The following is a 12,453-nucleotide window of genomic DNA, read 5'->3' as shown; positions in this document are numbered from 1 at the left end:
AATCGTAAAATTCGGACTTGTTAGACAAATACTTACGCGGTTTCAACCTCAGGTACTGAATCTATCGAATTGACAAATTTAACCAATTGCGGATCTGAATCTTTTTGTATGAGGTTTCGGAGACTCTTTTTCAATTCATAAGCATCATCCCCTGCTGTATTTATTAAATCCATATAAAAATCTTTGTTTTGCAGAATCAATGAACGGCATGCCCCATCGGAAATTACAGGTTTCACTATTTTATCAATAACGTCTCCAGCTTGACTTTTCAAATTACCATGCGATCTAAGCCATGTTTCGAAAAATTGAAACTTTATTGCATTGATAGTCTTTTTACCGATGCAGAAATCATTTCTTATATCGGTAACTGTCGATTTAATTTTTCGTTTATCCAATCTTTCAACTATATTCTTGAAACAATTAGGGAAAGGATTCAAACTTTGAGTTCCAGAAGCAATATCCATCAGAATCTTTTTGCCAAATTCAGTCAAGTTATCTGGCAAGGATTTGATTTTAGCCAGTAAATGTTTTATTGCGACAAACCAATAATATGATGTATGTGCTGTTCTTTGGGCGTATAATGTATCAACACTTATTTCAGACAACGCTTCGAACGCTATTTTATTGATATGATCGGTCAGGACATTGCTTATTTTAGTGGTCAAATCGTAAAAAGATGCGTCAGGAATTACATCTTTAATATTGTTCTTAGTGATATACTTATCCAAATCGGTATTCCACTCTGCTAAATGCTCGATAAATACCTCATCCGTTACACCTATTCTGTTCTTAATATCTTCAAATTGGGGCAATATGTCTGAGAGCAATAATTTATAGCCAAGTTTATGATTTACCATGTATTGTAGTGTTTCATTTAATAGCGGTATATTCCATCCCACACTATTTACTAATAAGTCTCCATGATCCACATAATAGTCCATGAGTTCTGCAACATATTTTATATCTCCACCCTCTATTAAGGAAACGGAATGACCATGTGCCAATTGCATGGCGACTAAATCGTAATATCCAGACTCTTTAATGTTTCGGCCATCAGTTTCTAATTCAGAATGCAACTGATTTATGTAGGTTGAATCTAACGTTACAGGTAAAGGTCTTTCTTCGTCAGATGCCAATAAACGATAGGTTGTAAATATAGCCCCTATATTATCTTTATTTACATTCTGTTCATCAATGCAATTCGTGATCGCTTGCAAAAGCGTTGGAAACGTATAGGTAGAATTATCTTTTAACGTTTTTACAATATCTGCATGGTCGAAATTATCGGGTAGTAAGTTTGCCAAATAATTATCGAGCGCCTCCGAATTTGTTGCTACTTGATAATATTTATATGCTTTAGTTGTCGCGTTATCCCGATAGGCAGCATCTGTTGCATTTGCAGCTTGAATATAATCGATAAATGTATTTGGCTTGACTGTTTTTGCTTCAATCAATGACGTAAAATCGCACGCCAACTTATTTTGCGCAATAAACCTGTCTATTGCATCTAACGTTTTGAAATAGTCGCCGCCATTGAAGTCATTGAACCGAACTATCTTCTTATATAATTGAGCAATCACATGGTTTTGGCTTTCCGTGTCTAAATGCAACAGCAGTTCTTGGTATTCGACAGGGAACACCTGCTTCTCTATGGATTCTTTTAATTTCAATTGTGCTATTCTTTGCCATACACGCAGAATAACATCGCTCTTTCGAGTTAATTTATGCAAACAATGTATAATCTTATCGATAAGCGCATTGTCCATACATTGTATAACTTCTTCTAATACAGTGTCAAATTGTTTATTAGTCTCTGCATATTGATTTATGTCGTGGTCTTCTTCTCCGTTGATGCAGCCTTCAATATATTTTTTCAATGGAATTTGTCGAGCATCTTCAACATCGACACCATATACCAAAGCTGCAATTTCGCGTTGTGTTTGCAGATCATTGTTAATTATTGTTTGAATGCCATTCAGATAGTCGCCGGACAATATTTGTTCTACTGGATTTGCCAGAATATCCGTCTTCTTCAAACAGAACAATGCTATGTTTATCATCAAAATTTCGTTACACCACTCTTGTTTAAGAGCGACCATCTCATTGATATATGATATAATTTCCCTAACATTGGCATTAGGATTTACCAATCTGAATATCCGATTTATAGTTTCTTTCGCTTCATTTTCTGTTTCTCCAAATGCTTCAACAAACAGTTTGTTGAATATACTTCGATAGTCGGTAATAACAGGAGGAGCAACACGATAAACAATAGGGAAAGTTTTATTGATAAAATACTTGGTCAGTTGTTTCGTTTGTTCGTCGGTCTCATCTCCGAATGCACAAGCTAAATGTGTTTCATCGAAAGGAATAACAGCCCAAACATTTTCAAAACCGCTATCGGCGAAGAACGTATGGATAGAAGACCATAATTCTTTTACTTTTTCAGCGGGGAGACGATCCATGTTGTCAAAAACAAGGACTAATTTACGTTGTCCTTTTTCCTTGATAAAATCAGAAATGTCTTGCATCCATGTTTTGAACTCGTAAACCGTTGGTTCGTCTTCGCTCAAAGTCTCATAGCAAACGTCCTTTTCGACTTTATCTTGATAAATAGCTAACATATAACTCCATCCATATTTATGATCTTTGCTATATGCCCATTTCCAAACGCACAATGCAATAAGAACTGGCAGTGCAGCTATGATAATAGACAATAAAGAAAACCACCATGTTGTGGGTGTAGGTTTTACTGCATACGCAATAAATGTAAATATCGGAGTTAAAACTGCAACCAAAAATGCCGCAACCATACCATTACTGATAAGGGGATATTTTTCGGTTACGGTCTCCGTTTTACGGGCTAATAAATATTTCAGCTTTTCAGACCATGATACGGTTTTCGTACCTCCACCTTTGACTTTTATTGTTGCATTTCCAGATAGGATACCATCATCAATAAGTTTGCTTGTAAGCAATTCCAATATAGAGCGGCGTTGCAAGTCCTCTTGATGTCCCCATGCGTCATACTCAAAAAAGTAATAGTCGTCTGATAATTCACGTTCCAACATTTTAACCACGTTGGATTTTCCAGATCCCCAAATACCTTCGATGCCGATAATTCGAGGTAAAGTACATTCCTCATCCAATGAATCATTCTGACAAAAATGGCGAGCAATAGTTTTTGCCAACCTTTCTTGCGAACCTCCATCGAATTTGTCAATACCACACGGTTTATTTTGGATAAACCGCGGATATTGCTGTTTGGATTGTAGTTTTGTTTCCATATACGTAATTTATTGATTATACGAACTCCAAATAATTCTCCCGATTTACCACATGAAACTCGGCATAGGGATAGGCTTCTTGGAAGGCTTTCGGTGCGGCCGGCATTTTATTTCCCCACTTGAACTCCAAGGCGGTAAGACTGTCGGCACTCTCCTCAATCAGGTCGATTTCCTGTTTGTCGTAGGTGCGCCAGAAATAGAACTCCCTGTGCAGTCCCTCATTGAAGTTCGCTTTGCGCCGCTCTCCGATGATGTAGTTCTCCCACAGCGCACCGACATCCTGCCGAATGGCCAGCGGTGAGAAAGCCCCGATAATGGCATTGCGAATGCCGTTGTCGTAGAAGTACCACTTGCCAGCTTTTGTAACCTCCTTGCGTAGGTTACGCGAATAAGCCCCCAGACGATAGATAACGAAGACCTTTTCCAATAGGTCGAGGTATTTTTCAACGGTCGTCTTGCTCATGCCGAGTTGTTTACCTAACTCTTCGTAAGAAACTTCGCTGCCCAACTGAAAAGCTATCAATCGCAGTAGATCGCGCATCTTGCTCGAATTTTTTAAGCCGTCAATTGCTAAGATATCTTTAAGCAGGTATGCACCGACAATATCACGTAGGTAGTCTGTTTTACGTTCATAGTTCTCCATCATTACTACTTCGGGATAGGAACCGTAAATCAAGCGCGCTTCGAGGTTCTGGCGGGTTTCAAGTGCCGTTTCCGTCTGTGCGATTTCCCGTTGCGAGAATGGTGTAAGGAGAAATTGCGTACTGCGGCCGACCAACGGTTCACCAGTCTTATTCAGCAAATCGAATGACGAAGAACCACTTGCCAAGACACTTATTCCCGGTATTTCATCAACTATCAACTTCAGAATACTACCGATTTGTGGTATGTTCTGTGCCTCATCAATAGCCAGCAAATCAATACCATCCAATAAATGCCGATAATTGGCTATTGAGCGATTCTCCAATAGTGCTAATGTGTCGTAGTCTTCGCCGTTGAGCATCATCGTCCTACCTGAATAGTTGTCCACAATTTTACGCATCATTACCGTTTTACCAACACGGCGAGCACCAAAAATCAGTACTGCTTTATTGGGCGCGATTCGTGCTGTAATCTTCTCTTGAAGTATTCTATTTACTGTTTCCATACCTTATAAAATATAATGCAAAGATAATCATATTTTTTTAATTGGCGAATTTTACAAAAAAAACGGGCTATTAAATGGCGATTTTTACAACCACAATCTTATGGAAGTTGTTTCATTGTTTTTAGTAATGATATATGTTCATACTATGATGACTCAATAATTTACCAGACATACGTTTCTGAAATTTGTCCTTATAGGAATGAAAAACTCACATATATTGTGCTAATTAATATATAATTAAATGAAAATAAAAAGACAGGATACGAGTATTCCTGTCTTCTCATATGTAATGGATATTTTTTTATTTTCTCATCCGCTCCAACTCCTCATCACGCAACATTCTCTCGTTCAGTTTTTCCTGCATCCTGTCAATGAAATAGGTGCGGCTTTCGTTCTTCCGGCGTTTGATATCAGTGTAGAAGCGGTAGCAGTCTTTAGAATCAACCCCGAATATCTTATAGAGAAGTGGGGCGAGCTGTTTGAGCGGCATATTGCCGTTGTTGATGCAGCCCATCACGTCTATGCCGTAGATAAGTTCCACGAGGTCGATGGCATTGCCCGTCCATTGAAGAAGGCTGGCGGTGGTTTCTGTTGCGTTGTTGGCGGATATTAGTGGTGGCACTTGGGGCGTGGCAAGGAATTTCTGCATCTTTCTTACGAAAGACAGAGCCTTGCTGACGTAGGCGGCAATCTCTCTTTTTTCTTCTGACAGATTACGTACGGGATGGTGCTGCAACTCGATTTCGATGTAGGCAAGCGCGATGACGGTAAGGTTCATGTCCATGCCGCCGTTGCACAGTTCGATCACTTGGGTGGCGAAAGCCGTGTATGCCGTTTCCATATTGCAGTCGCCGGCTTCGTTTATCAGGCGGAAAAAGTCGGTTTCCGCCAGCAAGAAATAATTCATGGTTCTGTCAATTTTGAAAATTACACTTTGTTTTCTGCGTGCGCACATGAATATAATTGGCAAAAAACGCGGCAGAAAATAAAAAATCCAACACTCAATTTTACAAAGTGCTGGATTTCAGAGGTATAAAATTCAGTATTTTTTCACAAGGACAAATTATCTCCGACTTAAATTGTTTGTAATCGGAACATTTATTCTATTCCTGAAAATAGAAATGTATGCTTGCCGCACATTTTGGCTATCTTGCTTTTTTATCAAGGATATAGATAATGCGACATACACCGTTGGGATAGCTTTTCAAAGAGGAAAGCGTCCAGTGTTGCTCTGGCAGAGCCGACTTAAAAAAATGTCGTCCGCTTCCGGATATGAAAGGAACGGTGTATAGTATGATTTCATCCACAGCGTGCATCCGCAGCAGTCCGTTTATATAGTCTGCCGTGTCCGGTGTGGCTTCCGCGAGGTAACGGATGTTTGTGCAGTCTTTTCTCCATTCGTGCAGCATTGAAATGGAATAGTCCGGTGTCACACGGTAAAAGGCTTTCTTCCTGATTTCATCAAGACCGCAACGGTCAAGGCACAAATCCTGATGTGCTTTATCATATAACTCTGAAGAAAGACATCCGTCCATCGTCAGTACGGCGAGAATCTGAACTTTACCCATAATCGTTTCCTTTCGTTAGGCAAGGGTAAAAAAGTAGCGTGCAATTCACACTACCTTCAAGCGATGGCTCTGGTAAAGCCTTTACGGAGAGTACGTGAATGCACGCTATGCGTAAGCATAGCATAAGCATCACGCAATCGTCTCCGTAGTTCCAATTTACCAGATTTTCGCTTGAAACGCCTTGCGGTCTTATCCTATATGTTGGCGGCGAAAAGCTCCTGCCAATCGCCGTTTTTCTCAAATGTTATGCAAAGATAGCCAAATTCAGTGAATTACGGGCTATGATTGCTTGAATTTATATTTAAGTCCATACTCTTCAAGTTTGCTGTATAGTGTTGTCCTGCCTATGCCGAGCAGTTCTGCGGCGACACTCCGGTTGCCGTTTGCCTGTTTCAACGCACGCAATATCCGCTCCTTATCCTCCGCGTCATTGCGCAAGGCGAAGCTGACAGTAGAGGTCGGTTTCGTCACGGCAAGTTCCAGATGCTCTTTCATGACAACACCTTCCTGCGCCTGCAATACAGCACCCATAACTTTCTGCCGAAGTTCCCGCACGTTGCCCGGCCATGCGTGTGTCAGCAACGCTTTACGTGCTTCGGAACTGAACCCGCTCACGCTACACTCCAGCTCTCTGTTTGCCATATCACGGAAGAACTCTGCCAGCGGCATAATGTCTTCTTGACAGTCACGCAACGGAGGAACGGTTATCCCGAAGTCGTGCAGGCGGTACAGAAGATCCTGCCGAAAACGCTTTTCATTCACCGATACCTCCAAATCTTCATTGGTAGCAGCGATGATGCGGACATTGAAATTCCGGTCTGCCTTGTCTCCGACCGGGCGATACCGCCTCTCCTGTATGGCACGGAGCAACATCTGTTGGGTTTCCAACGCGAGGTTTCCTACCTCGTCCAGAAACAACGTGCCGCCTTCCGCCTCATGGAAATATCCTTTCTTGGCATTGTCCGCACCTGTAAATGCACCTTTGACGTGTCCGAAGAAAGCCGACGGTGCAAGCTCTTTGGAGAGTGAACCGCAGTCCACCGCCACAAATGGCTTGCCTGCACGTTTGCTCTTGTCATGCAACAGGTGGGCAATATGCTCCTTGCCCGTGCCGTTCTCACCAAATATCATCACGCTCATATCGGTGGCGGCTACCAGCCTTATGCGGTGCATGATTTTCTGAAAGGCGGAACCTTCACGGGCGAATATAGGCATACGGCGTTGTCCTGCCTGACGTTCTTTCAGTATGGAACGGATCAGGGGGACAAGTTTATCCTCCACAAGCTGTTTGGGAATATAGTCTATCGAGCCGAGTTTCATGCTTTCCACGGCGGTATTAACTTCGGCGTAGTCGGTCATAATGATGAAGGGCTGCATCTTTCCCTCCTTTCGCATCCAGCACAAAAGGTCTATGCCACTGCCGTCAGGCAGACGCAGGTCGGCAACCACGATATCATTATCTGTTGCCTGTTGCAGATGTTTCTTCGCGGTTGAGAGGTGGTAAGCCTTCATATTGCGGTAGCCCTCCCGTGACAGCATATTGCAGACATATTCGCAATACACGATGTTGTCTTCCACCACAATTATTTTTGTCTTATTCATCTTCGTATTTTCTCCTTTCCTCTTCTGCCAACCGTATTATTTCCACTCCCTTATCCAGCACGGCAGTCACGGCATGGCTTAACGCTTCACCATCCGGGAGAGCATCGCCACGAAGCAATCCGTAAAGTACATTCAGCGGTTGGTCGGCACGGAGCACCTCCCACGAACTGCGCAGGTGGTGGATCAGGGAATCCAGCTTTTGCAGGTCTTTTTCTTTTGCTGCATCCCGTACCGCCTGCATTTCCTTTTCTGTTTCAGTTATCAACTTTTCCAGCATGACGGCTTCATTGCCATAGGACAATAAGGCGGAAAAGTCCGGTTTCCCGTCCGGTGTCGCTTTTATGGCACACCTGTCGGAAACCTCCATCAGTTCCGATATGGAGAACGGTTTGAACAGGCATCCGGCAAAGCCTTTTGCCAATAGTTCCCCTTTGTTACAACTGCCCGAAGCGGTTGCCACAACCACCGGGATTGTTGGTGAATTGCCCACGTTGGACGAACGCAACAGTTCCAGCAATGTAGATACTAATTGAAAAGTGCGCCAATATTCCAATTGAAAAGTGCGCCGCCATAGGATAAGTATAATGACCTTTGTATCATCCAAATACAAAGGTAAAATGAAGACTATGGTAGAAAGACAATCAATAATACACATGTATAGAGTATGCGGTTATAGCAAACGGCGTATCTCTCGTGAACTTCATGTCAGCCGTCATACCGTTGACAATATTCTTTCAGAATACGAATCAGCCATCCGTACTGATAATCCGGAAGAGGCTTTGAGTGATTTGCTTACCGTCCAGCCCAAGTATGACAGTTCCAAACGCCGCCCTCGCCGCCTTACACAAGAGATTAAGGACGAGATCGGGTTTTGCCTGAAGAAGAATGCCGTTAAGGTAGCTACGGGGCTTCGCAAGCAGCGCATGCTGAAGAAGGATATCCACCAGTTTCTGTTATCCAAAGGATATACCATCAGTTATGCCACAGTGTGCAGTTATATAAAAAATATAGAGTCATACAAAGAGAAGAAAAAGAGCGAAGCCTTTATCCGGTTGTTCTATGAGCCGGGATGCATTGTTGAGTTTGACTGGGGTGAAGTCCTTCTTTTTATTGACGGTGTCAAGACCAAGTTTTATCTGGCCGTATTCACTTTCGGGCATAGCAATGGCAGATACGCCTACCTTTTCAGGCATCAGAATACGCTTGCCTTCATGGAATCCCACCGCAACTTCTTCAGGGATATACATGGTGTCCCCGCCATGATGGTCTATGACAATATGCGTGTAGCCGTCAAGAGCTTTGTCGGTGGTGACAAGAAGCCTACGGAAGCCCTGATGAAGATGTCCGGTTTCTATTGTTTTGAGTACCGTTTCTGTAATGTACGGGCCGGATGGGAGAAAGGGCATGTGGAACGCAGCGTGGAATATGTCAGGAGGAAAGCTTTCTGCCTGACTGACCATTTCAATGACATACGTTCCGCCCAGGAGCATTTGAACCGAATGTGTACGCAGGTCAACAACGAGCAGGGCAGTCTTTCAACAGCGGAGAAATCATCGCGTCTGGAGGCTGATTTGTCATCGCTGAAGCCTTTTCCCGGCAACCTTGGCTGTTTTGAGGTCAATGAGTACATCGTGGACAAGTGGTCGACTGTCAGCATGAAAAATGTTCATTATTCCGTACCTGATTCCCTTGTAGGAGAAAAAGTACATGTCAAGGTCTACAGTGAAAAAATCGTCATCCTGTACGGGAAGGAGAAAGTGGCCTCGCACCAACGCAGTTATTGTGGTGGCGACTGGTGCATCAAGCTGGAGCACTACTTGCGTACACTTTCCCGTAAACCGGGTGCATTACCTCATTCTGTGGTCTGGCAAAGAGCACCGGAAGAACTGAAAAGACTGTATGACAGCTATTTCAAGAATGACAACAGGGCATTCGTCCTGCTGCTGGACTATGCATGGGAAAATGGTTTTTCCGGGACAGACATCATCAGGGCATGCAGGGAACTGACCGGACGTGGTGTCAGAAAGATATCTCCGGAACAGGTAAAGGCCATGTTGCATGGCAACGCACAGGAAGAGATGGAAGAATCCATGGAGTCGCCTGTTCTTCCGGCACAACAAGAGAATATAGAAAGAGAAGCCGTGGATATGCTTGAAGGCATTACGGCACTCATGACAGGATACAATGAAGCGCATGATATAATACCAACCATTTAAGTTTATAATATATGAAATCAGAAAAAGAAACCATTTATGACTATGCGACAGAACTGAAGCTGCTGGCCTTCAAAGAGGAACTGGAATACACCCTTTCATTGGCAGCCGGAGAAAACTGGAGCCATTTGCATTTCTTGACCGAATTGCTTGGAAAGGAAAGTGTCAGAAGAAGGGAATGTAGAAGAAAATCAAGGATAAAATCTGCGGGATTCCCACAAATGAAGTATCTGCATGAACTTGTCATGGAAGACATGCCCAAAGAGGCACAGATAATATTGCCTGAATTGGAAACACTGGACTTCATCAGGGAGGGAAGAAACATAGTCCTGTATGGAAATCCGGGGACGGGAAAGACTCATATTGCTACGGCTTTAGGAATAAAGGCCTGCCAGCAGGATTTTACCGTATTGTTTACTTCAGTCCCTGTCTTGCTTACCCAGATAAGGGAAGCCAAATCCGCAAAGACACTGCGGGCGTTGCAATTACGGTTTGAAAAATACGATCTGGTTATCTGTGATGAATTCGGATATGTCAGTTGTGACAAGGAAGGAGGAGAACTGCTTTTTAACCACTTGTCCTTAAGGGCCGGGAAAAAAGCTACAATCATTACTACTAATTTGGCTTTTAACAGATGGAATGAAATCATAAAGGACAAGGTGCTTGTAGCGGCAATGGTCGACAGGCTTACACATAAAGCCTATCTGGTAAATATGACCGGACTCTCTTATAGGCTCAAAGAAACACAAAAAATGAGACAAGATAAATGAAGATTTTAAACTTATATGTAATTTTGTAACAAGTATGGATGGAGCTCTTTTCAATTAAAATACGGTGCACTTTTCAATTAGTATCTACAGTTCCAGCAATTCGAAACCGTTTATATCGGGCATATTCAAGTCTGTCAGCAACAGGCTGTATTCTTTCTGGCGTATCATTTCCATCAGTGCCGCAGCATCGGTGCAAGTGTCGCAGTGTATTCCTTCTTGGGAATACATCTCTTTCAGCATCAGAAGTAATACCTCATCATTGTCAATGGCGACAACATCATGGAATTTATTGTTATGATAAACAGGTGTATTGCTTGTATATCCAAGCTGTTCTTCAGCTTCCTGCATAGAAATTTCAACTGTGAAACGACTGCCTTTCCCTTTCTTGCTGTCTAAACGGATTGTTCCGCCAAGCATCGACACAATATTACGCATTATGGCAAGCCCAAGCCCGAAACCCTCCTTTGCGGCGGCATTTGATAGACGTTCAAACGCACCGAACGCTTGTTTCTGTTCCTCTTCTGTCATGCCTGTACCTGTATCTTCAACGACCAGTGTCAGAACTCCATTATCATATTCAGTAATCAAAGAAACACCGCCTTCTTCTGTGAACTTGACAGCGTTTGACAGCAGGTTATTCCCGATTTGTATTATTCGCTCTTTGTCGGTCAATACAATGGCATCGTGTCCAGTCTTCACGGACAAGGACAGCCCTTTGTTCACGGCAACAGGCATGAACTCCGTTTCAAGTGTGTGCGTGATTGCTGAAATCCGGCAGGGTGACAGACGGGGCTGTTCCTTGCCGTTGTCCAGGCGGAAGAAGTCAAGCAAAGTGTTAAGCATATCCCGCATACGGTCGGAGGATTGCAGTATGTTTTGGATATACTGCCCGGACTTATCCTCACACTGTTCTTTCCGTATCAGTCCGGCATAGCCTGTTATTGCTGTCAGCGGTGTGCGCAGTTCATGGGTGATAGTATGTACCGCCTTCTTCCTTGACGTTATCAGTGCCTCGTTCCGTTGTACGGATTGTTCCAGTTGCCTTATCAAATCAGTTGTCTTGTGCTTGTATTGTTTAATGCTTTTTGCATCACGATGTATGATGATGTAGGAAATTAACAACAATAGAAGAACGAATCCCATTAAACCGCCTACTTGCATAAATGACTTTTCACGCATGGCAACTATTTCGTTTTCCCGGCTTTGCAGTTCGGTTTGTACCTTTTCTTCTATTTGGCAAATCAATTCTTGCAGTTGTCTGTTAAGTTCTGCATTACGAGCTGCAAGGCTGTCGGCTTGTTCCGACAATTGGCGATCCTGCACTTTCTGTTCGCTGATTACGTTTCTATTGACCGAATGAAGGATAGTGGTTGATACTGCTGGAGTTACTTCCTTTTTTTTGCCGAATATGCCTAAGAAACCTTTTCGTTTTGGCTTTTTGGACTGTTCCTGCACACTTTTCTGTACAATAACCGGAATTTGATTGGCTATCTTCTTGTTAATAGATTGTTGTTCATCCATTAACCGGACTATCTGGAACATCTGTCGTTCCTTATCCTCTAAAAGACTGCGCACACTATCGATGCGCTCTGCTGGATAGGTGGCCTTGAAACGGCAGAGCATACTGTCCATTGCCATACGCCGTGCATGGTAATGCTCGATATCTTTATCGTTCCATTCCAGTATTGTTTCACCAAATAGAGAGAATTTTATCATTTGAATATTGATATTGTTTATCTCTTTTCGGAACTCGTCTATTTTTTTATTGTCAAGTTCTAATGCTTCTATCTCCTGCCATTCATAGAAGCTATTATATGCTATACATCCGATAAGAACGGAGATAAGTATATACCCCAACCGTATTGT

Annotated in this window: 7 protein-coding genes and 2 pseudogenes; 2 read left to right on the top strand and 7 right to left on the bottom strand. The window is 42.8% G+C overall.

What is annotated here, in order from left to right:
• Window positions 1-32: 32 nt before the first annotated feature.
• The 6 genes and pseudogenes from ACZMIG_RS13970 to ACZMIG_RS13945 all read right to left on the bottom strand — a co-directional run.
• Window positions 33-3,287: a P-loop NTPase fold protein gene (locus tag ACZMIG_RS13970; RefSeq protein ID WP_004291481.1), complete on the bottom strand. Its 3,255-nt coding sequence runs from the start codon at window positions 3,285-3,287 to the stop codon at window positions 33-35.
• Between the two features lie 16 nt (window positions 3,288-3,303).
• Complete coding sequence (locus ACZMIG_RS13965; RefSeq protein WP_004291480.1) at window positions 3,304-4,434, bottom strand: ATP-binding protein; 1,131 nt, start codon at window positions 4,432-4,434, stop codon at window positions 3,304-3,306.
• 301 nt (window positions 4,435-4,735) lie between these two features.
• Window positions 4,736-5,341 carry an RteC domain-containing protein gene (locus tag ACZMIG_RS13960; protein ID WP_004304269.1) on the bottom strand — a complete coding sequence of 202 codons (606 nt, stop codon included), beginning with the start codon at window positions 5,339-5,341 and terminating at the stop codon, window positions 4,736-4,738.
• A gap of 238 nt (window positions 5,342-5,579) precedes the next feature.
• Complete coding sequence (locus ACZMIG_RS13955; protein ID WP_004291474.1) at window positions 5,580-6,002, bottom strand: dihydrofolate reductase family protein; 423 nt, start codon at window positions 6,000-6,002, stop codon at window positions 5,580-5,582.
• Window positions 6,003-6,281: 279 nt separating this feature from the next.
• Complete coding sequence (locus tag ACZMIG_RS13950; protein ID WP_004291471.1) at window positions 6,282-7,604, bottom strand: sigma-54-dependent transcriptional regulator; 1,323 nt, start codon at window positions 7,602-7,604, stop codon at window positions 6,282-6,284.
• A pseudogene (locus ACZMIG_RS13945) lies at window positions 7,597-8,121 on the bottom strand (response regulator); the annotation flags it as partial. The gene ACZMIG_RS13950 and the pseudogene ACZMIG_RS13945, both read right to left, overlap by 8 nt.
• A 100-nt stretch (window positions 8,122-8,221) precedes the next feature.
• On the opposite strand from ACZMIG_RS13945, the gene istA reads away from it, so the two are divergent.
• Both istA and istB read left to right on the top strand, forming a co-directional pair.
• Window positions 8,222-9,820, top strand: a complete 1,599-nt coding sequence (gene istA, locus ACZMIG_RS13940; protein ID WP_011965960.1) for an IS21 family transposase — start codon at window positions 8,222-8,224, stop codon at window positions 9,818-9,820.
• Between the two features lie 11 nt (window positions 9,821-9,831).
• Window positions 9,832-10,587 carry an IS21-like element helper ATPase IstB gene (gene istB / locus ACZMIG_RS13935; protein WP_011965959.1) on the top strand — a complete coding sequence of 252 codons (756 nt, stop codon included), beginning with the start codon at window positions 9,832-9,834 and terminating at the stop codon, window positions 10,585-10,587.
• A gap of 87 nt (window positions 10,588-10,674) precedes the next feature.
• On the opposite strand, the pseudogene ACZMIG_RS13930 reads toward istB, so the two are convergent.
• A pseudogene (locus tag ACZMIG_RS13930) lies at window positions 10,675-12,450 on the bottom strand (hybrid sensor histidine kinase/response regulator); the annotation flags it as partial.
• Window positions 12,451-12,453 lie beyond the last annotated feature (3 nt).

This window comes from Xylanibacter sp., assembly GCF_057607445.1.
This window is presented reverse-complemented; position numbering and strand designations above follow the sequence as displayed.

Excerpts from the sequence above, each read along its gene's own strand:
- ACZMIG_RS13970 (WP_004291481.1), bottom strand. The coding sequence starts at position 3,287 with ATGGAAACAAAACTACAATCCAAACAGCAATATCCGCGGTTTATCCAA.
- ACZMIG_RS13965 (WP_004291480.1), bottom strand. The coding sequence starts at position 4,434 with ATGGAAACAGTAAATAGAATACTTCAAGAGAAGATTACAGCACGAATC.
- ACZMIG_RS13960 (WP_004304269.1), bottom strand. The coding sequence starts at position 5,341 with ATGAATTATTTCTTGCTGGCGGAAACCGACTTTTTCCGCCTGATAAAC.
- ACZMIG_RS13955 (WP_004291474.1), bottom strand. The coding sequence starts at position 6,002 with ATGGGTAAAGTTCAGATTCTCGCCGTACTGACGATGGACGGATGTCTT.
- ACZMIG_RS13950 (WP_004291471.1), bottom strand. The coding sequence starts at position 7,604 with ATGAATAAGACAAAAATAATTGTGGTGGAAGACAACATCGTGTATTGC.
- istA (WP_011965960.1), top strand. The coding sequence starts at position 8,222 with ATGAAGACTATGGTAGAAAGACAATCAATAATACACATGTATAGAGTA.
- istB (WP_011965959.1), top strand. The coding sequence starts at position 9,832 with ATGAAATCAGAAAAAGAAACCATTTATGACTATGCGACAGAACTGAAG.